This is a genomic window from Bradyrhizobium sp. 63_E2_N1_3 (genome assembly GCF_052076005.1).
Lineage (GTDB): Bacteria > Pseudomonadota > Alphaproteobacteria > Rhizobiales > Xanthobacteraceae > Bradyrhizobium > Bradyrhizobium barranii.
Genome location: NZ_CP197235.1, coordinates 8,659,449 through 8,680,683, shown reverse-complemented (window position 1 = coordinate 8,680,683; position 21,235 = coordinate 8,659,449). Strand labels below are relative to the sequence as shown.

Below are 21,235 nucleotides of genomic sequence, written 5' to 3'. Positions count from 1 at the left end.
GCTTCGCTGCGCTTGCAATGACGGGGATGGGTCGAGCAGCTCGCGAAATACGCCAGCCATTCTGCCGCAATATCCTGCATGATTCTTTTGTTGCTTAAGCAACTAATTTGTGCGAACCGTTCCAGACAAGGATGACGGCGGGGGAACCGCTGCGCCTGATCCTGGAGGAAACGATGCTCGGCAGAGAGGGTGCCGCGGGCAAATGCCGGCGTATGCCTGAAGGCGGCGATGCCGCGCGCTTCACGCGCGCGTCAACTGGTGCTGCTGCCGGTCACTGCGCCGAGATTTTCGTGCAGCCGGCGCAGCAGATCGATCAGCACCTCGCGCTCGTCCTTGCTCAGGCAGGACAACAGCCGCCGCTCGCGATCGAACGCCGCGACGATCACCTTGTCATGGGTGGCGCGGCCTCTGGCCGTGAGCGCGATGGAATGGGTGCGGCCGTCATTCGGGTCGGTTCGAATCGAGACCAGCCCGCGCTTCTCCAGCCCCGCGAGCGTCCGGCTCACCGGCCCCTTGTCAAAACCGATGACGTGGCAGATCCGCGAGGCGGGAATGCCGGGCTCGATCGCCAGCAGCGACATGATCCGCCATTCCGTGACGTTGACGCCAAACTCGCGCTGGTAGAACGCGGTGGCGCTGTTCGAGAGCTTGTTGGCGATGAAGGTGACGAAAGCCGGGACATAACGGTCGAGATCGAGCGTCGGCCCGGTTTCGGCGGGTGCGGGCCTTTGGCGGGCTCTGGTCGAAGACGGCGGCATATCGGTCTTTTGTCTCGCGGCGTGTCCGAAGACCTAAGGGCAAGCGCGGCTCTTTCACAAGATCAAAATGAGGGAGGACTTCAATGAGCGCACCTGGCTCCGCCGTATCAGGCGTCCCGCATCTCGACGTCGATCCCTTCGACATGAATTTTTTCGCCGACCCCTATCCCACGCACGAGCTGCTGCGGGAGGCAGGTCCGGTCGTCTATCTCGACAAGTGGAACGTCTATGGCGTGGCACGCTATGCCGAGGTCCATGCCGTCCTGAACGATCCCGCGACGTTCTGCTCCAGCCGCGGCGTCGGCCTCTCCGATTTCAAGAAGGAGACGCCGTGGCGGCCGCCGAGCCTGATCCTCGAGGCCGATCCGCCCGCGCACACGCGGACCCGCGCCGTGCTCTCGAAGGTGCTGTCGCCGACCGTGATGAAGCAGGTGCGCGACCGCTTCGCCGCGGCGGCCGAGGAGCGGGTGGACGCGCTGATCGAAAGGCGCAGCTTCGACGCGATCGCCGACCTCGCCGAGGCCTATCCGCTCTCGATCTTCCCGGATGCGCTCGGGCTGAAATCCGCGGGGCGCGAGCATCTGATTCCCTACGCGAGCGTCGTGTTCAACGCATTCGGGCCGCCCAACGAGCTGCGCCGGGAGGCGATTGCGCGTTCGACGCCCCATCAAGCCTATGTTGCCGAGCAGTGCCAGCGCGAGAACCTTGCGCCCGGCGGCTTTGGCGCCTGCATTCATGCCCAGGTCGACGAGGGCGCGATCACGGCCACCGAAGCGCCACTGCTGGTGCGCTCGCTGCTGTCGGCTGGCCTCGACACCACTGTCAACGGGATCGGCGCGGCCGTCTATTGCCTCGCGCGCTTCCCCGAGCAATGGCAGCGCCTGCGCGGCGATCTCACGCTCGCGCGTAGCGCCTTCGAGGAAGCGGTTCGTTTCGAAAGCCCGGTGCAGACCTTCTTCCGCACCACCACACGTGAGGTCGAGCTATCAGGCGCGACGATCGGTGAAGGTGAGAAGGTGCTGATGTTCCTTGCCGCCGCCAATCGCGATCCGCGTCGCTGGGACAAGCCCGACAGCTACGACATCACGCGTCGCTCGTCCGGCCATGTCGGTTTCGGCTCCGGCATCCACATGTGCGTCGGCCAGCTCGTCGCGCGCCTCGAAGGCGAAGTGATGCTGACGGCGCTGGCGCGGCGTATCGCGAAGATCGAGATCACGGGCGAGCCGAAACGCCGCTTCAACAACACGCTGCGCGGGCTCGACAGCCTGCCGGTCACCATCACCCCGGCCTGACGAGGAGCCTCGATGCCAGCCATCACTTTCATCCATGTCGACGGCAAGTTCGATCGTGTCGAAACTTCAGGCGACGAAAGCGCCATGCAGGCCGCGACCCGCCATGGTCTCGACGGTATCCTGGCCGAGTGCGGTGGCAATGCCATGTGTGCGACCTGCCACGTCTATATCGACGCAGCCTGGCTCGCGCGCCTGCCCGCGATGGCTGATGACGAAGACGCGCTGCTCGACGGCACCGCCGCCGAGCGGCTGCCGAACAGCCGGCTGGCCTGCCAGATCATGATCACGCCCGCGCTCGACGGGCTGGTGCTGAGATTGCCGGAACGGCAGGTCTGATTCCAGAACGAGCCGGCGGCGACCGGCGCGACACACAAAGGGGAGGGAACGATGAAACACCTGAAATGGACTCTCGCGCTGGCGGCGAGCCTGATGAGCGGCGCGGCGAGCGCCGAGATCTCCGACAATGTCGTGCGCGTCGGCGTGCTCAACGACATCTCGGGCATCTTCCAGGACACCAACGGCATGGGCTCGGTCGAGGCCGCGCGCATGGCCGCCGAGGATTTCAACGGCGGCGGCAAAGGCATCAAGGTCGAGATCGTCTATGCCGACCACCAGAACAAGGCCGATGTCGGCAACGCGATCGCGCGCAAATGGCTCGATGTCGAGGGTGTCGATGCCATCGTCGACGTGCCGAATTCGGCCGTCGGCCTCTCCATCAACACGCTGCTGCGCGACAGCCGCATGACCTTCCTGGCGTCGTCCACGGCGAGCTCGGATCTCACCGGCAAGGCCTGCTCGCCCAATACGATCCAATGGGTCAACGATGCCTGGGCGACCGGCAACACCACCGCGGCGGCGATGATGGCGCGCGGCGGCAAGGACTGGTATTTCCTCACGGTCGACTATGCGCTCGGCAAGGGCATCGAGGCGGAGGCGCAGAAATACATCGAGGCGCATGGCGGCAAGGTGCTTGGCTCCTCGAAACATCCGCTCGGCACCTCCGATTTCGCCTCCTTCCTGTTGCAGGCGCAGGGCTCGAAAGCGCAGGTGATCGGCCTCGCCAATGCCGGCGGCGACACCATCAACGCGGTGAAGCAGGCTGCCGAGTTCGGCATCCAGCAAGGCGGGCAGAAGCTCGTCGCCTTCCTGCTCTTCATCAACGACGTCCATGGCATGGGCATCAAGGTCGCGCAGGGCCTCCAGCTCATGGAAGCGTTTTACTGGGACATGAACGACGATACCCGCGCCTTCGCCAAGCGATTTGCGGCGCGGCCCGGCATGAACGGCAAGATGCCGAGCGGCAACCAGGCCGGCGTCTATGCCTCGACGCTCGCTTATCTGAACGCGGTCGCCGCAACCGGCAGCGACAATGCGAAGGACGCCGTGCCCGCGATGAAGAAGTTCAGGGGTAAGGACAAGCTGTTCGGCGACACCACGATCCGCCAGGACGGCCGCGTCGTGCATCCCATGTATCTGTTCGAGGTGAAGAAGCCGGAGGAGTCGAAATATCCGTACGACTATTACAAGCTGGTCTCGACGATTCCCGCGGATCAGGCGTTTAGGCCGCTCGCGGAGGGCGGATGTGAGCTGGTGAAGTAAAAGATAGCTACGAGCGCTGCTGCACCCTCGCCCCTTGTGGGAGAGGGTGGCTTCGCGAAGCGAAGCCGGGTGAGGGGTCTCTCTCCTCACGAATGGTCGTGCGAGTGGAGAGAACCCCTCATCCGGCGCCATAACCGAAGCTTTGCTTCGGCGTTCTTGAGAACGGCGGCCGAAGGCCGCCTATGCCACCTTCTCCCGCAAGGGGAGAAAGTGAACTCTACGAGGCTCTACGAAGCTATAACAGCAGCAGCCTAAGCTGCTGAAATTACGTAATTTCTCTCTCTTGAACTCTACTGGGCTCTACCAATATCTAGGCTCATCGTAGGGACACTTCAGGGACACCGAGAGAAACCATGGCCCGCCGCATCCGTGCCGCATCACTGGAAAACCGAACCAACCGCCTGAAGCTGGCGGTTCGCAAGAAGCCGTACACCGCGCTGATCGCGCCCAACATCTCGATTGCTTATCGCCGCAACGAAGGCGCGGGTACGTGGAGCGTGAAGTGCAACGGCTCGCTGAAGCGCTTCGCGCTCGCCGACGACTACGAAGATGCCAACGGCGACAGCGTGATGACCTACTGGCAGGGGCTCGACCGTGCCAAGGCGCTGGCGCGCGCCGACGAGGGCAGTACCGACCAGCTCGCCAGCTTGGCCGAAGCCATCGATAGCTATGAAGCCGATCTCGAACGGCGCGGCGGTCGCAAGTACAACGCCACGCAATTGCGCCTGCACGTCTCCAAGACCATGCAGGCGAAGACGGTGGCGCTGCTCACCGAGAAGGAGATGCACCACTGGCGGCTCGGCCTGATCGCGGGCGGCCTGATGCCGTCGTCCGCTGACCGCATCGCCAAGTCGCTGAGATCGGCGCTCAACCTTGCGGCGGCCAATGACGACCGGATCAAGAACGCGAGCGCGTGGAAGGAAGGCCTGAAGAAGCCCGACGACGAGGATGCCGAGCCGCGCAACATCATCCTGCCCGACGAGACCATCGCGGCGCTGGTGCATGGTGCCTACGAGGAGGATGATCCCGCCTTCGGCGTGATCCTGGACACGCTGGCCGAGACCGGCAACCGCGAGAGCCAGCTCTTCCGGCTGAAGGTGCATGATCTGCAGGATCATCTCGCCGCGCCGCGCCTGATGATGCCGTCGAGCAAGAAGGGCAAGAACCGCAAGAAGAACCGCTCCATCGAATACAGGCCGCTGCCGATCTCGGTTCGCTTGGCGAAGGTTCTGCGCCAGCACGTCAAGGGCAGGCGGCTGGATGCGCCGCTGTTTGCCAAGATGTGGGATTTGGCCAAGCGGCTGAAGCCGGTGATCGAGCGGCTGAAGCTCGACGACGACGGCATCACGCCTTATGCGCTGCGCCACAGCTCAATTGTCCGGCAGCTCCTGCAAGGCGTGCCGATCAGGATCGTGGCCAGCCACCACGACACGAGCGTGGCCGAGATCGAAAGAACCTATTCCCGGTTCATCACTGGCGATCCGTCCGAAGCGCTGACGCGAGCCACGCTGCTCGATCTCGCCAAGCCTGCCGCAGCGAGCAACGTCGTCGCGCTGAAGCGGTGATGACCATGACCAAGATCCTGCCCGCACTGCTGGCGCTCGCGATGATGACCGCCGCAGCGTCGGCGCAACAGCGCTCGTTCTACGACGCGAGCGGCAGGCGCATCGGCAGCGCGACGACCGACAGTCAAGGCACGACGACGTTCTACGACGCAAGAGGCCGGGTCGTCGGCCGCCAGGCGACGAGCGGCAACACGACGACGGTTTACGACGCGGGCGGACGGAATGTCGGCAGGGGCACGACGAGCCGCTAGAGCGTTGCCTCTGAGCCGTGCAGCCTCAAAGCCGGTCCTCCGCGCGGATCATCGGGAGACGTTCGTCATCGCGAATCCGTGCCGCCGCTTGTCGAAGCCGCGACAGGGACACTCGCTCTTGCCCCTTCCACGGCTCGCCGGGCAGGAACTCCCGCACATAGTGCTCCGGGCCATTGTAGACAGCGCGGCCTATGCCCCGATCAAAATCGAGTTCAAGGACAAGCAAATGGTTCGCCTGCGCTTCCGAGTAGGTGAACGCGATGCTTTTGGTGGTGGGGCCTTTGGCCTTCACCTGAATGGTGCGCCCGTCCGGCGCGTAGCCGTCGAACCCGGCGTTTGACTTGGCCTTGACGAGCGTCATGCCGTATTCCTCGACGGCGCAGGCTTCGCCCAAATCGCCGACCAAATTGCCATCGAACGTGAATTCGAGATTCAATCCCTTGCGACGATAGTAGTCGCGAACCGCGATCCGAGCTTCGGTGAGCGGGCGCACTTCGGCCGGAAGCCGAAATTCGGTGTCACTGCGGTGACTCATGCATAAAGCTCGCAATCTGGGGAGCACCAGCCCCACCGTTCCTATCGGGATCGTAGTACCTTGTGAATAACCGGGACAACGGTGCCAATTCTCGTATTGCTACCCTGCATTGTGTCAGCGTGATCACTCGTGATTCGCAATAAGAGCAGGTTGGAGAGGCCCAATGGGGGTTGGAGACGATTTTTCCAAGTTCAAAGACAACTATCAAATTTCGGTCGAGTTAATCAGCTCAATTTCTTACCGCTATAAGCGGATTACTAGCCAGCTCAATTCGGATTTCTGGACAACTAATTCTGAGACAGCTCATAGTCTTTACGTCGGCTCTTACGGTCGCGACACGGCCGCCAAAGGGCTAAGCGATCTCGACATCGCTTTCATCCTACCAAACGCTGAATATCATAAATACAATTCATATCAGACGAACGGTCAGTCAGCACTACTGCAAGCCGTCAAGAAATCAATTCAGAAGACCTACAGCACCTCCGAGAGTTTCGGGGATGGCCAAGTCGTCGTCATCACGTTCACGGATGGTTTGACCTTTGAGGTGTTACCAGTCTTCGAAAACAAGGACAGCGATAGCTTCACCTATCCGAACGCGAACGCTGGAGGTAGTTGGAAGGTTTGCAATCCGCGCGCAGAAATTGAGGCCATCTCAAAAAGGAGCGAGGCCACAAATAGGAATATGAAGTACTTGGCGCGCATGGGCCGCGTTTGGTGCAATCATTGTGACGTGCCCATGAGCGGAATGCTTATCGATACGCTGGGATATCAGTTCATCGAAACCTATCAGTACCGCGACAAGTCGTTTGTGTACCATGACTGGATGATGCGCGATTTCTTTGATTTCCTTTCAAAACAGGATCAGAAGCAAACGTACTGGCGTGCACCGGGTAGCGGTTCGTCCGTGACAAGAAAAGGTGTCTTCGAATTCAAGGCTCGAAGCGCATACTTGCGCGCTTGCGAGGCCATCGCGTTCGACGACAAGGAATGGTCGCGCCGACAGAAATGGAGAGAAGTCTTTGGTAGCCTCTATCCCGGTTGAAGGCGAGCGGTATGCGCTCGAAAGCCAAATCCGTGAATTGTACGGACGGTGTGCCTATACGCACAAGACGCACGAAAAGATGGCCGAGCGCGCGAGCACTCACCTTTGGCGCGTCAAGTGGGCTCAAATCATCCTATCGGCACTGACGACAGGCGGAGCTATCGGCGTGCTGTTCGATCAAAGCTCCATAATCTACCCGTTGGCGACTGCCGGATTGTCCATTTCGATGCTCATTTTGAATAGCTACGTGAAAGATATTGATCCGGGTCAGGATGCCCAGATACATCGGGACGCCGCTTCGGACATTTGGAATGTTCGGGAGTCTTATCTGAGTTTGCTCACCGATATCCGCGACCAAGCGTTTAGCCTCCATGACCTCCGCAATCGTAGAGACGAATTGCAGGACCAGTTACACTCGATCTACAAGACAGCACCGCACACGAATGGTAAGGCCTACGGCGAGGCTCAAGACGCTCTTAAGAACAAGGAGGACCTCACGTTTACCGATGCGGAGATCGATGCTTTCTTACCGGGGCCGTTGAAACGAAAACGCGACGAGGCGTAATCACCCAACCGTATGACTTACCGGTGGCGTCGGCTTTCAACAACGCGCAGGCGCGGCTGCACTAGCGCAGGGCGAGCGTCACGGCGACAAGAAAGCGAGGCTTCTAGTGCGCACTTTCTTTGTAAAAATCGGCGCTGCCGAGTTGCCGACGCTCTCTCCGGCGACCGCAACGGACTGGACCAACGCGGAATTTCATGCGCCAGCAGCCCGACGGTTCATCGATGAGTCGAACTCAAACTCGAAAAGTGAACTTGTTGCCAGCCCTGCACCCGGAGATCGAGCGTATATCTGGGTCAACCAAGAAGCCGCCGGACCTGATGGTGGATTGGCTGCGAGCGGAGTAGTTGAGTGGATCGAGCCACGTGATGGCGCTCTCGCCTTTCGGTTGATGGACCTTATTCTTTTCCAAAGGCCCTTGCTGCGCCTGCAGGGCGGCAGGTCTGGCACACCGCGCCGTTTTGTCCGTGGCGGCGAAGGCGTTCCGGAATTTGGATTTCTCGAACGTATTCATCACGACCGAAGAAATAAGACACTCGAGCTTCGTGACTCCGACATCGACGACATTCACCGCGCCCTCGTGCAGCTTGGCACCAGATTGTCACCGACTGCCGAGTCTAGCCCACACCGGTGCTGGCTGGATGCAAACGATGAAACTGTTGCCCGAGAGGCGTCGTTGCGAGACGTTGCGGATCGACCGGCTCAACGCGAATTCAGAGCGCAAATTCGCCAGATTTACGGCAACCGGTGCGCCGTAACAGGCTGCGCCACACCTAGCGCGTTGCAAGCCGCGCACATCCGCACTTTCGACGGGAGCGACAACAACGCCCCAACCAACGGGATTTTGTTGAGAGCGGACCTCCATTTGATGTTTGACGCCTATTTGATCGCGCTAAGCGAAGACGGCAGCCAGTTGGAAGTCTGCAGTAGCCTGCAGGACCCGACATACGATTTTCTACGCAACGCACCTGTTTCGCCGCCAATTCGAGAGGATCTGCGTCCCTCCAGAGAGAATATTCGACATCATCGCGAACGGTTTGAGCGCGCCCGCGAGATGTAGACGAATGATTGGTCGATACAACTTTGCTCTTCGGGGCCCGCGCATTCGTGTGGATCGAGCGGACGGACGGCGTCCATCATCGCTGAGAGATCGATGGCTCCTCACTTCGCAGTCTGCATTTTTGCGCGGTCGTCCTCGACACGGTCGCACTGAGCCTTAGTCTAGATGGCGCACCGCCCAAGGCAAAGTCCCCGCACTGCCAATCAACCACGGCAGCGCGTCCGGAAAGACGTCGGCCTCCGCCTTTCCCGACCGCCAGAACGCCATCAGCTCAGCGCGGTTAGCCGCCCAGTCGGCATGCATCTCGGCGGAGGTGTAATCCGCGACATCGGTGCTCCTGCCATCGCCATAACCGCTATATCCTTGGACCGGGTACCGGATGCGACCCGTCAACAGTTCGTGTCTGCGGTAAGGGCCTAGTGAACTGCGCGATGCGCGCTTGCGTCGGATCACCGTGGTCATGGGTCACCTCTGTAAGGTCCCGCCGGGCGGCCAATCTCGTGACGGGCGGGCTCGATGTCCAAACCAAGGCGGTGCAGCGACCGCACGATGAAGGATTGCGCCGCGAGTTCATGCCGCAACAGCGGGTGGTCTTTGAGCCCCGCCTTGGTGCGGATGGTTGGTCCGTCGCGAGCGATGGCTGTTGCGTATTCGGCAACTCGGTCGGCAGCGGCGCAAATCTGGGTCAGCATTGCCAGTCCACCAGCATCGTCGATAGCGTAGTCGGCGTGGATGGCGTGCCAGAGCTTCGCGCCCGCTTCGCCCGTCCCTGGCGGCGGTGCGAGCGGATTTGGCTTCGATGACGGGTCGATCACCGTGAGCGTGGGGGGCTTTTTCGCCACGAGTTATGCCCTCGCGAATGTTTTCACCCAGTTTCAGTATATTCCGACCGCCGCCGCGCGGGAATAGACTACCTCTGAACCTTTCCAGACCCGCCCCCAGCCCCTGATCGGTGGACCGGCAGCCAGCCCCGCCACTGGGTTTTTAGGCCGGGTGTCTGTTCACCTTAAATTGGCTTATCGACCGCAAAGAATGAGCGATCACTTTGGCCGAAACGAGCAAATATTCGGCCTAGGATCGCAGGTTTCGTAGGCCTAGGCTCGAATAAGCAGTGAGGCTGTAGTAGGTGCGAGAAATCCCGCAACACTCGGAGCAGTTTCTTATGTCGAAATCGCACTACAAATCTCTTGCCGCAGCTTGGTGCGATGGCGAAGTCATCGTCGAGTTAGGCCTCGACAAAGAGCAGTGGGATCGAATAGCTCGGGGAGATCGTGTCGAAATCGAAGGACGTGGATATTGGTACGATGGTGACTGGTTCCAAGATTTCTGGGAATTCAACGGCGGATCGGGCGATCCTGAATTGATCGTCTGGTACGGTCAGCCATCTATCGGCGATTTTTCAGGTCAGGGCTATGTTGGATCGATAGAAGAGGTTCTGCAGGATGCGCTGGGACCACACCTTTCAGCGGGTCAAACCGAGAGCGACAAAATGCCTGAAGAAGATGACGGGCTGGGCAGCCGCTGCATCTATTGCGGCGAGCCGTTCTCGGCCCACGAAGTAGATTGGTGCAGCAGCGAAGAGGAAGCCGCACAGATGAAAGCCATACCGGGCGATCATAATAAGGTTGTCCTGTTCAGAAAGAAGGACCGCAAACCATGAAACCTGATGGTGAACCTGAATAGATCATGGTCATGCTAGTTTTGTCCCGATCAGACTAGTGGGCGCGCCGACCGCCTTAACCAACTCCGCGAGCAATTCAGTGTCGCATTTCCCCCAGTCTTTCAGCCACTCGATTGCTTCCGAGATGCTTTCGGTTGTGAATTGAAATGACTCGCCGCCATATTCGGAGGTCAGAACGCCGCCGCATATATAGCCATCCTCGATCCTAACCACGTCCTTAGGATCGATCTCTGGGGGGAGTATTGGGTTGCCTTCCTCATCGCCTTGCATCTCACCGAGGACTTCATACTGACAAATCTCGAGCACTGCGCTGTGGTCGCTCTTTTTGTCCAGCCGCAAGTATTCGGTCCACGTGCTGGCCATGGTCGAGCATTCTCGGGATGCCAGAATTTTCGGATACTCTGTTTCCATCAGGTCCTCCCAAGGAATGAACACGAGCAATAAATCGCTCTCTTCATTGCGCTTGCGCGCGATTACGCCCCGTTCGAGCTTCTTCTCAGTCCGCCTATAGCAAGCCAATCCTCCTTCACAAGCCACAAGTTGGGGTTGTCCTTCCGTGTTTCTATAGGCAAGTTAGCATCATTTCCAAGAACGGCGGGGACTTCCGAATCGTGAACCACCAAAATCTGTCTTCCTTTATCTGGTCCGTGGCCGATCTGCTGCGGGGCGATTACAAGCAGTCCGACTATGGCAAGGTCATCCTGCCTTTCACGGTGCTTCGGCGGTTGGATTGCGTTCTGGAACCGACTAAGGCGAAGGTGCTCGCCGAGTATACGGCCAAAAAGAAGGCAGGTTTGAACCCCGACCCATTCTTGCTCCGGGCCTCGGGCCAGAGCTTCTACAACACCTCCAATATGGACCTCCGCAAGCTGATGGGCGATCAGGACCACATCGGCCAGAACCTCTATGCCTATGTTCAGGGGTTCTCGCCTGCGGTGCGCGATATCTTCGACAGGTTCAGCTTCTCGACCCAGATCGACAAGCTGGCAAAGAGCGGGCTGCTATATCTCGTCACCGAGAAGTTTGCGGGCATCGATCTGCATCCCGAGGTCGTTGACAACCATGAGATGGGACTGGCCTTCGAGGAGCTGATCCGCAAGTTCGCCGAGCTGTCGAACGAGACCGCTGGAGAGCACTTCACGCCGCGCGAAGTCATCCGGTTGATGGTCAACCTACTGTTCGTCGAGGACGACGAAGTTCTAACCAAACCCGGAGTGGTCCGCACCATCTACGACCCCACGGCGGGCACAGGCGGCATGCTGTCGGTGGCTGGCGAACACCTCGCCGCGCTGAATCCGCAGGCTCGGCTGACCATGTTCGGCCAGGAGCTGAACGACGAGAGCTTTGCGATCTGCAAGGCGGACATGCTGATTAAGGGGCAGGATGTTGCCAACATTGTTGCAGGCAACACTCTCTCTGACGACGGTCACCCTCATGCCAAGTTCGACTACATGCTCTCGAATCCACCGTTTGGCGTCGAGTGGAAGAAGGTCGAGAAAGAGGTCCGCAAGGAACACGAGAGCCAGGGCTTCAACGGACGCTTCGGCCCCGGCCTGCCACGCGTGTCGGATGGCTCGCTGCTCTTTCTCCTGCACCTCCTCTCCAAGATGCGTCCGGCGCAAGATGGCGGCAGTCGCTTCGGCATTGTGCTCAATGGCTCGCCGCTGTTCACCGGCGGCGCGGGATCGGGCGAGAGCGAAATCCGCCGCTACCTGCTTGAGAACGATTTGGTCGAGGCCATCATCGGGTTGCCGGTCGACATGTTCTACAACACGGGCATTTCCACCTACGTCTGGATTGTCTCCAATCGAAAGCCGACGCCACGCAGGGGCAAGGTACAGCTCATTGACGCCAGTTCGTTCTGGCAAAAGATGCGGAAAAGCCTTGGTTCCAAGCGCAAAGAGATGAGCGAGGCAAATATTGCCGACGTGACGAAACTGTTTGGCTCCTTCATCGAGGCTCAACTCGTTACGGTGCTCGATGCTGAAGGTCAAGAAATCGCGCAACAGGTTGTGACCAATGGGGAGAAGGTCCCCGATGCGCCGCAAGGCGGCAAGGTGAAGTGCGCCCCGTTGTCGCGCATTTTCGCCAACGAGGCATTTGGCTATTGCACCATCACGGTCGAGCGCCCGCTCCGCGATGAGAAGGGGGCAATCGTGCTCGGCAGCAAGGGCAAGCAGAAGGATAAAGCACAGGCCGATAGTGCATTACGCGACACCGAAAACATTCCGCTCTCGGAAGAAGTTGACACATACTTCAAGCGCGAGGTGCTGCCTCATGCGCCCGATGCATGGATCGATGAGGAAAAGACGAAGGTCGGATACGAAATCCCGTTCAACAGGCATTTTTATGTGTTCGAGCCGCCGCGCTCACTCGTTGAAATTGACGCTGAACTTCTGCAGGTCACTGACCGCATTAAGGCGATGATAGAAGGGCTAGCTGCATGAGCCGGCCGGTATATGAAGGCTACAAGAAATCAGGTTTGGAGTGGCTGGGAGAAATACCTTCGCATTGGGAAGTGAGAAGGATTTCTTCGATCAGTACGAAGATCACAAATGGCTATGTCGGTCCTACGCGAGATATCTTCGTCGAGCACGGTGTTCGTTATCTGCAATCACTCCATATTAAGAGCAATCGCATCCGGTTCGATACGCCGTATTTCGTGCAGGACGCATGGAGCAGGCAGCACGCTAAATCGATCTTGAACTGCGGGGATGTTCTAATTGTCCAGACAGGCGATATTGGTCAAGTGGCGGTCGTAACTGATGAATTTGCAGGTTGCAATTGCCACGCGCTGATCATTGTCTCGCCACTGTCCTCCGTAGTTAGTGGAGTATGGGTCGCTTGGGTGCTCAGTTCCGATTACGGTTTTCACAATTTGCTATCGATCCAAACAGGTGCACTTCATCCGCATTTAAATTGCGGCGACGTTAAAGACATCTTCATACCTATTCCGTCTCTCGCCGAACAAATCGCAATCGCGACATTCCTAGATCGCGAGACGTCCAAGATCGATGCGCTCGTGGAGGAACAGAAGCGGTTGATCGACCTGCTAAAGGAGAAGCGGCAGGCCGTCGTCTCCCACACGCTCGCAAGGGGCCTCGATCCGAACGTACCGAAGATGGACGTCGAGTGGATTAGCGACGTGCCCGAGCATTGGGAAGTGAAGCGGATTAAACATCTGGCCGTTCTCATATCGAAGGGATCGACGCCGACAACAGTGGGAGCGGAATTCGTCCAAACCGGGGTGCGGTTTCTCAAAGCCGAGAACATCAAAGGTGGGAGCGTTTCAAACGAGCCGGAGTTCTTTATTACGCTAGACACTCACGCTTCTATGGCACGAAGCAACTTGCGTGAATTTGATGTCCTTGTGGTAATCGCCGGCGCGACGACTGGACGATCCGCAGTGCTTTGCGCTGAACTTGTACCTGCGAACACAAATCAGGCGGTTGCCTTTGTTCGATGCAGCGACCCACAACATGCGGCATTCGTCGATTTGTGGCTTTCTAGTACCCCGGTTCAGGAGAGGATCAAGCTGACGTCGGTACAATCGGCTCAGCCAAACCTCTCCATGGAAGATTTAGGAAACATACTCATACCTATGCCGCCGCCTGCGGAACGGTTGCAGATTTTGACCTATCTTAATGCCAAGCTAGAAGGGCTCGCTGATCTTGTAGCCGAGGCCAACAAGGCTATTGAACTCCTTGAAGAACGTCGCGCCGCATTGATATCCGCCGCCGTCACCGGCAAAATCGATGTGCGTGGACTGATCAAAATCGATGCGGTTACTCCCAACATGGTCGCCGCATGAGCCTGCACAAGGAGATCAGCTTCGAGGACGAGATTTGCCGGCATCTCTCCGCGCATGGCTGGCTTTATTCGGAAGGCGATGCCGCTGACTACGACCGCACTCGCGCCTTGTTTCCGTCCGATCTGGTAACGTGGGTGCAAGCGACGCAGACCACCGCTTGGCAGACGCTTGCCAAGAACCACGGCTCCAGCGCGGAGGCCGTGTTAATCGACCGCATTCGAAAGCAGCTCGATGATCGAGGTACTCTCGACGTACTGCGGCACGGCGTTGAGCTAATAGGACTGCGCCAACCAATTTCGCTAGCCCAGTTCAAGCCTGCCCTTGCGATGAACCCTGACATTCTTGCCCGCTACGCCGCCAATCAGCTTCGCGTCGTGCGGCAGGTGCGGTACTCGACTGCCAACGAGAATTGCCTCGATCTCGTGCTTTTTCTTAATGGGCTCCCCGTAGCGACAGTCGAACTCAAGACAGACTTCACCCAGAGCATCGACGACGCCATCGACCAGTATAGGTTCGACCGCAATCCGCGACCGAAGGGACAGGGCGTCGAGCCGCTGCTGAACTTCCCCAGCGGGGCGCTGGTGCATTTCGCCGTCAGCAACAGCGAAGTCCACATGACGACGCAGCTTGCGGGCCCTGCAACGGCTTTCCTCCCATTCAACAAGGGTGACCACGGAGCCAAGGGCAATCCATCTAACTCCGCCGGTCATCGAACCAGCTATCTTTGGGAGGAGGTCTGGCAGCGCGATAGTTGGCTGGAGATCATTGGTCGCTACCTGGTAACCCGGCGCGATGACAAGAAGAAGATCACCAGTATCACCTTTCCGCGCTACCACCAGCTTGACGCCACTCGGAAGCTCCAGGCCAAGGTTCTGGATGAGGGGGCGGGCGGCAAGTTCCTGATCCAGCACTCGGCAGGATCGGGCAAGACCAACTCTATTGCCTGGTCCGCGCACTTCCTTGCCGATCTGCACGACGCCAACAACGAGAAGCTGTTTTCCACCGTCATTGTCATCTCCGACCGCAACGTGATCGACGCCCAGCTTCAGGACGCGCTGTTCGATTTCCAGCGCACCACCGGCGTCGTTGCCACCATCAAGTCCGAAGGAGCGAGCAAGAGCGGGCAACTCGCAGAGGCATTGGCGGCAGGCAAGAAGATCATCGTCTGCACCATACAGACCTTTCCGTTCGCTCTGGAGGAGGTTCGAAAGCTCGCCGCCACGGAGGGCAAGCGGTTTGCGGTCATCGCCGACGAGGCGCACTCGTCTCAAACCGGCGACGCCGCTGCGAAGCTCAAGCAGGTGCTATCGCCGGAGGAACTTGCCGAACTGGGAGACGGCGGAGAGGTCAGCACAGAGGACATGCTGGCCGCGCAGATGGCGGCTCGCGCGAACGACAAGGGCATCACCTACGTCGCCTTCACCGCCACTCCGAAAGCCAAGACGCTGCAACTGTTCGGCCGCTGCCCCGGTCCTGACATGCTGCCCGAGCCGTTTCATGTCTATTCCATGCGGCAGGCCATTGAGGAGGGATTCATCCTCGACGTCCTTAGGAACTACACCCCCTATCGATTGGCGTTCAAGCTCGCCAATAATGGCAAGGAGCTGGACGACAAGGAGGTTGAGCGCGATGCCGCTCTAAAGAGCATCATGCGCTGGGTGCGTCTACATCCCTACAACATCAGCCAGAAGGTTGAGATAGTCGTCGAGCACTTCCGCGCGAATGTTGCGACATTGTTAGAAGGCCGCGCCAAGGCCATGGTGGTGCTAGGGAGCCGCCTTGAAGCGGTGCGCTGGCAGCTTGCCATCGAGAAATACATCAAGTCGCGTGGCTATAAGATAGGGACGCTGGTCGCTTTCTCGGGTGAGGTGAATGACAGCCAGTCGGGCACCGATCCCTTCACCGAGGCCAGCAAGGCGCTGAACCCGGGCCTCAACGGGCGCGACATCCGGGACGCCTTCAAGGGCGACGAGTTCCAAATCCTGCTCGTCGCGAACAAGTTCCAGACTGGGTTCGATCAGCCTCTGCTCTGCGGCATGTATGTGGACAGGCGTCTTGCTGGCATCCAGGCCGTGCAGACGCTGTCGCGGCTCAACCGCGCTTACCCCGGCAAGGACACCACCTACGTGCTGGACTTCATCAATAGCTCGGAAGAGGTGCTGGCCGCGTTCAAGACCTACTACGAGACAGCCGAACTGGAGAGTGTCACTGACCCGAACCTCGTCTACGATTTGAGGGCCAAGCTCGACGCGTCAGGGTACTACGACGAGTTTGAGGTGGACCGCGTGGCAGCCGTCGAGATGAACCCCAAGGCCAAGCAGGGTGACCTCATTGCGGCCCTTGAGCCGGTGGTGGATCGCCTTCTGAAGCGGTTCAAGCAGGCGCAAGACAAGTTGCGGGCAGCACAAGCGAAAGATGACACCAAGGCCACCGAGGAGTCCAATGGCGAGATCAATGCGTTAATTCTGTTCAAGGCCGACATGGGCGCATTCCAGCGTCTGTATAGCTTCCTGTCGCAAATCTTCGACTATGGCAACACCGCCATCGAGAAGCGGTTCATGTTCTATCGTCGGCTTATCCCGCTGCTGGAGTTCGGCCGCGAGCGCGAAGGGATCGACCTGTCCAAGGTGAAGCTTACGCATCACAGCCTAAAGGACGAAGGCAAGCGCCAGCTCGTTCTCGGGAACGGCGAAGCTCCGAAGTTGCCGCCGCTGTCCGAGGTGGGCTCAGGCTCCGTGCAAGAGAAGGAGAAGGCGCGGCTGGAGGAGATCATCGCCAAGGTGAACGACCTGTTCGAGGGCGACCTGACGGATGACGATCAACTGGTCTACGTGAACAACGTCATCAAGGGTAAGCTGTTGGAATCTGAGGAACTGGTTCTTCAGGCCAGCAACAACACCAAGGCGCAGTTCGCCAATTCCCCGACGCTCTCCAAGGAGATCATGAACGCGGTGATGGATGCCCTCGCAGCCCACACGACCATGAGCAAGCAGGCCATCGACAGCGAACAAGTAAGAGAGGGTCTGAAAGGTGTGTTGCTTGGTCCCGCGCAGCTTTATGAAGCCTTACGGGAGAAAGCGGGCGAGATCAATTGACCTCGCCAGCTCCTCCCAGCAGAGCGGCGCATGGAAGACAGTTCTCGTTTCGTTGGGGCGGGTGGCGATGAGACGAGAAGTGTCTGTATGGGATCACCTTCGCTCGCGACGGTAAGCGCGGAACGTCAAAATTCCTGCGGGTAAATCGAGCGAGAGGGAAATGTCGTCAGGGTGCATCGTTGCGGCCAGCTTCGAAAGGTCGAGCAGTGCTGCACCGAGCGCCGTTGGCAACCCCTCCACCGGCCCCAATCCAAAAGTCTGCTCGACGGTGTCGGGCTTTCGCGAAACGAGATCATTTTCCGTGGCAGTCATAATTGCCTCCTGAGGAATAGAGCAAGTCCTCTTGCTATAAGATCGACCAGCAAATCGCGATCATACTCGGGCGCTCCCGAAGTCCGCGAACCCTGCTGCCGCTCGCTCGCGTTCTGACGCTCAGCCGCTTTGGCTTTTTCGAGAAGCAGTGCATTCTTTTTCCGCAAGACTTCCGTACGATGACCCGCAAGATGCTTACGAGCTTGGGCAAATATTCTTGCCTCATCTCGCTTCGTGTACTTGGACATGATGGCTTGCCTCGATGTTCGGTCTCGACGGCGTCACTTGCTTGCTCCATCCAACATACCGCAAGACATGGAGCGGAGTGTCACGGCGTGACGTTTATTTGAGCCAGCGTGCCATCCACTCGATGATCAGGCGTGAGAGGGCCACCTCCACCAGCGCGTGATCCGAAAGGTCGGCTTCCGTCAATAGCCCGGAAACGCGCAAGGCTTCGGCAATTCGAGATTCACGCAAGACGATCACGTAACGCCGCTCACCAGCCTTGCTGCGAGCGCGGCAGCGGCGCTGCCGTTCGCGATCATTCCGAGCCCGCGCGTCCGGTGACGGCGGCGGTTTGCGGCGGCGGGTTGGCGGGCGGTCGTGCATCAGGCGGTGATCGCCTTAGACCGACAGGCGTCCGCGTACAGAAATTCGAACGCGCCACGGTCGTAGTTTATCTCGTCGAACATCTCCTCCGCTGCGCGCTCCAGCGCCGCGATAAGCTCGTAGGCGGTGCTATCGCCTTTCGTGGCGCGGCCAGCCAAAGCGTCGATGTGCGGCTGAGCGGCTTTGATGGCGTCGAAGAGATGGGAGATCGCTGCTTCGTTTTCGGTGGTCATGGTCGTTGCTCCTTGCTGTTGCCGGGCTCCTCCCGGCGCGGTTTACCTCGTCCGTCTCGTCCTCCTCGTCGGCTTGATCCGAACGCTGGTCTGGACCTGTGCGCGCAGAAATGGCCGTAAGAAAAGCAGGCCCAACTCGCGCTTCATGAGTTCTAGATCAACCCTCTCGACCATCGTCTCGCAGATCATCGCGTCGTGCTCGTCGCCAGCAAGGTCCTCCGGGTGGTCCAGCACCTCGGCGCGTAGAAGCTCCTCGCGGTGGCGGAGCGTCTTGATCTCGGCTCTGATGTCAGCGAGCAGATCCACCGGGTGACGGTTCGGCATTTACTCGCCCCCCTCGTCGAGGCGGTGCCGGTAGGCTCCCTCACATTCCCTATGGAGCCGGGCCGTCTGGCCGTCGCTGAAGGCTACCTCGTTGCCACCGGCACGACCGCAATAGTCGCAGACTTCGTCCTCTTCGCCGGCCCCCCCCCCTTCGATCCGCTACACCGCTGCAAGGCCTGCTGTTATAGGGTTTTTCGTATTTGCGATCCGCTACGTCGGTTTCGGCTGTAGCGGATTGAAAAAGCTCGGAAGTGCTGGATTTAAAGGGGTTGTAGCGGTGTAGCGGTTCGGAAGACCCCTCCGGGTCCAAGTAGCGTGAGAAGGCCTCTTCGAAGCGCTCCAAGATGTAGCCCTTGGGCACCTTGTCATCGATCCGGATGTTCTCGGGCACGATCTTCAGCGGCTTCAGCAACCGGGCGAGCTTGTTCTGGGTCAGCGGCTTGTCGTTCTTGCCGTACTCGGCCCAAGGCCGGCCTTCGATCTCGGCGAGCGCCTCGGCCAGTGCGGCCGATGGTATCCGGTCCGCCGGGTCGATCTCGTTCGCCGCCCGCTTGGCGAAAATGTCCCGGATGTCGCCGAGCAGAAGCTCCAGCAGCGCGGCGTCGTCGATGTCAGCGGCGGCACTCGCCAGCGCAGCCGCTTGCCCACGCTCCAGCCACTTGCCACCCGCCACAGTCGCGATGGCGAGCAAGGGCCGCCAGTTGTCCGCCGCGCGGTTGTAGATCCCGGTCGGCATCGTCGGCTCGGTCGCAGCGATCTCAACCGCGTGGTCCGCCGTCCAGCGCGCCAGTCGGCGCGCCAGGACGACGAGGTGTCCGACCCGGTCGAGCCGGAACGGCTTGATCGTCTCGTCCTTCTTCCGCCGGGTCAACGTGATCGGCACCGACCTGTCGGCAAGGGTGCCCGGCAACTGCCCGATGAGGGCGATGGCGCAGGCTCCAAAGGTCGAGAACGAACGCACCTCATGATCGTCGCCGACATTTCTCAGGACGCTGCCGCCCTTCCGGTGTCCGCTGTTCAGGACGCCACGCAGTTCGTCGTTGTCCCGGAGGAAGGTATCGGCCTCGTCGATCATCAAAGTCGGGCGAAAGCCCTCGACGACACGAAAGATCGCACTGGCCGAGACATTGGCGGATGGCAAGGGCCGCAGCACCAACTGCGACATCACGTCGAGCGCGGTGGTCTTGCCGCAGCCTCGGGTCGGCGACGTGATCGCCAACCGTGGCGAGATCATCGTGCAGTCGAGCAGGAAGGTATGGGCGGCCCATAGGGCGCAGGCGTCGCGGCTGGCGTCCGGCATGATCACATGCGCGCCTATCGCCTTGGAGATGTCATCCAGTAACGCGGCGCCATCGACCGGCTCCGGCCATGGCTCCGGTTCTGCAAGCGAGATCGCACGGCCTTGCAAGCCGGTGTCGTCGTCACCGCCAAGGCGCGCCCGCTCGTCCTGTACAAGCCGGTCGAGAACGGACGCACGAACTCCCAGTGCTTCGGCTGCTGTCTTTCTTTCCTGCTCGTATTTGATCACCGGGAGCCGCGCGAGCCGGGCAATCTCGATGTCGATCTCGCTTTGCTCTTCCTCGGGTTCAGACGGCTCGCTTGTTGCCGGACCGGTGGGCTCCCACTCGTCCGCTTCCTTCACGAGCTTCGCCAGCTTCACGCCAGCCGTGTCGTTGGTGATCCAGTCGGAAACGTCGGAGCCGTCATGGCGGTCAGGATATAGATCAACGACCCGGACCGATGCGGCGACGCCATGGATCGCGGTAGCAACTTTCAGGCCGTGCTTGCGGCCGGGCACGTCGGCATCCGGCAGGATCACAACATGCCGATCCTTGAAATGCTTCGTCGCTGCTTTATCCCACTCCGCCGACGAGCCCTCCGACATCGTGGTGGCAATGAAGCCGATCTTGGCGAGGGTGTCGCTGTCTTTCTCGCCCTCGCAAAAATGGATCACCGTAGTTTCCGAAGCGGCTTTCAGCTCAGGCAGGCGATACGGGATTTTCGGACCTTTGGGCGCTCCCGTGACCCAGCCGCTGCCGTTCCAGTAAGACTGCACAAATCTCCTTTTGCCCTTGTCATCCAATTTCTTTTCGACCCTGAGAAATGGCTTGTTGTCTGCATCGCGATAGATGTACGTGCCGAGCGTGGTCCACGGCTTGCCGTCGCCGGTCTTCTTCTGCTTCTTCTCCTTTGGCTTAGCCTTGGGCTCCGCGAGACCGAGCAGCTTGCGAACGTGATCGCGGCAGCTCCGCCAGTCATCACCTGCGAAGCTGTGCGTAACAAAACCTTCGCGGTCGGCACGGTCCGGCTTCACCGATAAGGAGCGGTCGTCGGCGCTGTGGTCCGGACCGGGACATAACACCCCTCCGCCAGCAACGTCGCCGCCGAGCTGCTCGGCGATCTTCGCGAGGCTGGCGATATCGATGCGGCTGGCGCGGATCATGTGCGGCTTCTCGTTTGTGGAAGAGGACCGGCCGGGCGGTATAGTGCGGGCTGGTGGTGCCCG

The 21,235-nt window shown here is 59.7% G+C and carries 23 protein-coding genes; 12 read left to right on the top strand and 11 right to left on the bottom strand.

Going from position 1 to position 21,235, the window contains the following annotated elements; all coding sequences use genetic code 11:
* Positions 1–251 precede the first annotated feature (251 nt).
* Positions 252–758: a MarR family winged helix-turn-helix transcriptional regulator gene (locus tag AB7531_RS41350; protein ID WP_063979940.1), complete on the bottom strand. Its 507-nt coding sequence runs from the start codon at positions 756–758 to the stop codon at positions 252–254.
* Between the two features lie 83 nt (positions 759–841).
* Between AB7531_RS41350 and AB7531_RS41345 the strand changes: the two genes are divergently transcribed.
* The 5 genes from AB7531_RS41345 to AB7531_RS41325 all read left to right on the top strand — a co-directional run bounded on the left by AB7531_RS41345 (position 842) and on the right by AB7531_RS41325 (position 5,465).
* Positions 842–2,050 (top strand): cytochrome P450, encoded by a 1,209-nt coding sequence (locus AB7531_RS41345; protein ID WP_063979939.1) that lies wholly within the window; start codon positions 842–844, stop codon positions 2,048–2,050.
* A gap of 12 nt (positions 2,051–2,062) precedes the next feature.
* A complete protein-coding gene (locus AB7531_RS41340) occupies positions 2,063–2,386 on the top strand; it encodes a 2Fe-2S iron-sulfur cluster-binding protein (protein WP_063979938.1) in 324 nt (107 codons plus the stop codon).
* Between the two features lie 51 nt (positions 2,387–2,437).
* Complete coding sequence (locus AB7531_RS41335; RefSeq protein WP_063979937.1) at positions 2,438–3,649, top strand: ABC transporter substrate-binding protein; 1,212 nt, start codon at positions 2,438–2,440, stop codon at positions 3,647–3,649.
* A 353-nt stretch (positions 3,650–4,002) separates the two neighbouring features.
* Entirely contained in the window at positions 4,003–5,214 is a 1,212-nt protein-coding gene (locus AB7531_RS41330; protein WP_063979936.1) for a site-specific integrase, read from the top strand.
* A 5-nt stretch (positions 5,215–5,219) separates the two neighbouring features.
* On the top strand, positions 5,220–5,465 hold the full coding sequence (locus AB7531_RS41325) for a hypothetical protein (protein WP_187387841.1): 246 nt from the start codon (positions 5,220–5,222) through the stop codon (positions 5,463–5,465).
* Between the two features lie 25 nt (positions 5,466–5,490).
* Here the strand turns inward: AB7531_RS41325 and AB7531_RS41320 are convergent, their stop codons facing one another.
* Positions 5,491–6,000, bottom strand: coding sequence for a DUF6998 domain-containing protein (locus AB7531_RS41320; RefSeq protein WP_063979934.1), 510 nt, complete (start codon positions 5,998–6,000; stop codon positions 5,491–5,493).
* 163 nt (positions 6,001–6,163) lie between these two features.
* On the opposite strand from AB7531_RS41320, the gene AB7531_RS41315 reads away from it, so the two are divergent.
* The 3 genes from AB7531_RS41315 (at position 6,164) to AB7531_RS41305 (ending at position 8,664) form a co-directional block, all read left to right on the top strand.
* Positions 6,164–7,042, top strand: a complete 879-nt coding sequence (locus AB7531_RS41315; protein WP_441280277.1) for an SMODS domain-containing nucleotidyltransferase — start codon at positions 6,164–6,166, stop codon at positions 7,040–7,042.
* Entirely contained in the window at positions 7,020–7,607 is a 588-nt protein-coding gene (locus tag AB7531_RS41310; protein ID WP_063979932.1) for an SLATT domain-containing protein, read from the top strand. Before AB7531_RS41315 ends, AB7531_RS41310 begins: the two co-directional genes overlap by 23 nt.
* A gap of 106 nt (positions 7,608–7,713) precedes the next feature.
* Positions 7,714–8,664, top strand: a complete 951-nt coding sequence (locus tag AB7531_RS41305) for an HNH endonuclease (RefSeq protein ID WP_187387840.1) — start codon at positions 7,714–7,716, stop codon at positions 8,662–8,664.
* Positions 8,665–8,820: 156 nt separating this feature from the next.
* Here the strand turns inward: AB7531_RS41305 and AB7531_RS41300 are convergent, their stop codons facing one another.
* Positions 8,821–9,126 carry a hypothetical protein gene (locus AB7531_RS41300; RefSeq protein ID WP_063979930.1) on the bottom strand — a complete coding sequence of 102 codons (306 nt, stop codon included), beginning with the start codon at positions 9,124–9,126 and terminating at the stop codon, positions 8,821–8,823.
* Entirely contained in the window at positions 9,123–9,506 is a 384-nt protein-coding gene (locus AB7531_RS41295) for a hypothetical protein (RefSeq protein WP_063979929.1), read from the bottom strand. Before AB7531_RS41295 ends, AB7531_RS41300 begins: the two co-directional genes overlap by 4 nt.
* 320 nt (positions 9,507–9,826) lie before the next feature.
* Between AB7531_RS41295 and AB7531_RS41290 the strand changes: the two genes are divergently transcribed.
* Positions 9,827–10,324: a hypothetical protein gene (locus AB7531_RS41290; protein ID WP_063979928.1), complete on the top strand. Its 498-nt coding sequence runs from the start codon at positions 9,827–9,829 to the stop codon at positions 10,322–10,324.
* 30 nt (positions 10,325–10,354) lie between these two features.
* Here the strand turns inward: AB7531_RS41290 and AB7531_RS41285 are convergent, their stop codons facing one another.
* Positions 10,355–10,756 carry a hypothetical protein gene (locus AB7531_RS41285; RefSeq protein WP_187387839.1) on the bottom strand — a complete coding sequence of 134 codons (402 nt, stop codon included), beginning with the start codon at positions 10,754–10,756 and terminating at the stop codon, positions 10,355–10,357.
* 200 nt (positions 10,757–10,956) lie between these two features.
* On the opposite strand from AB7531_RS41285, the gene AB7531_RS41280 reads away from it, so the two are divergent.
* Genes AB7531_RS41280 through AB7531_RS41270 form a run of 3 tightly spaced genes read left to right on the top strand, consistent with a single transcriptional unit; the run spans position 10,957 to position 17,251 of the window.
* Positions 10,957–12,792 carry a type I restriction-modification system subunit M gene (locus AB7531_RS41280; protein ID WP_063979923.1) on the top strand — a complete coding sequence of 612 codons (1,836 nt, stop codon included), beginning with the start codon at positions 10,957–10,959 and terminating at the stop codon, positions 12,790–12,792.
* Complete coding sequence (locus AB7531_RS41275; protein ID WP_084794901.1) at positions 12,789–14,156, top strand: restriction endonuclease subunit S; 1,368 nt, start codon at positions 12,789–12,791, stop codon at positions 14,154–14,156. The genes AB7531_RS41280 and AB7531_RS41275 overlap by 4 nt, the downstream gene beginning before the upstream one ends.
* Positions 14,153–17,251 carry a type I restriction endonuclease subunit R gene (locus tag AB7531_RS41270; RefSeq protein WP_063979922.1) on the top strand — a complete coding sequence of 1,033 codons (3,099 nt, stop codon included), beginning with the start codon at positions 14,153–14,155 and terminating at the stop codon, positions 17,249–17,251. Before AB7531_RS41275 ends, AB7531_RS41270 begins: the two co-directional genes overlap by 4 nt.
* 93 nt (positions 17,252–17,344) lie before the next feature.
* Here AB7531_RS41270 and AB7531_RS41265 read toward each other — a convergent pair whose 3' ends face one another.
* The 6 genes from AB7531_RS41265 to AB7531_RS41240 all read right to left on the bottom strand — a co-directional run bounded on the left by AB7531_RS41265 (position 17,345) and on the right by AB7531_RS41240 (position 21,172).
* On the bottom strand, positions 17,345–17,563 hold the full coding sequence (locus tag AB7531_RS41265; RefSeq protein WP_063979921.1) for a hypothetical protein: 219 nt from the start codon (positions 17,561–17,563) through the stop codon (positions 17,345–17,347).
* Positions 17,560–17,811, bottom strand: a complete 252-nt coding sequence (locus AB7531_RS41260) for a hypothetical protein (RefSeq protein WP_187387837.1) — start codon at positions 17,809–17,811, stop codon at positions 17,560–17,562. Before AB7531_RS41260 ends, AB7531_RS41265 begins: the two co-directional genes overlap by 4 nt.
* Positions 17,812–17,905: 94 nt before the next feature.
* Positions 17,906–18,172, bottom strand: a complete 267-nt coding sequence (locus tag AB7531_RS41255) for a hypothetical protein (protein ID WP_187387836.1) — start codon at positions 18,170–18,172, stop codon at positions 17,906–17,908.
* On the bottom strand, positions 18,172–18,405 hold the full coding sequence (locus AB7531_RS41250) for a hypothetical protein (protein WP_063979920.1): 234 nt from the start codon (positions 18,403–18,405) through the stop codon (positions 18,172–18,174). Before AB7531_RS41250 ends, AB7531_RS41255 begins: the two co-directional genes overlap by 1 nt.
* 42 nt (positions 18,406–18,447) lie before the next feature.
* Complete coding sequence (locus AB7531_RS41245) at positions 18,448–18,729, bottom strand: hypothetical protein (protein WP_063979919.1); 282 nt, start codon at positions 18,727–18,729, stop codon at positions 18,448–18,450.
* Between the two features lie 49 nt (positions 18,730–18,778).
* Positions 18,779–21,172, bottom strand: a complete 2,394-nt coding sequence (locus AB7531_RS41240) for a DUF3631 domain-containing protein (protein WP_441280276.1) — start codon at positions 21,170–21,172, stop codon at positions 18,779–18,781.
* Between the last annotated feature and the right edge of the window lie 63 nt (positions 21,173–21,235).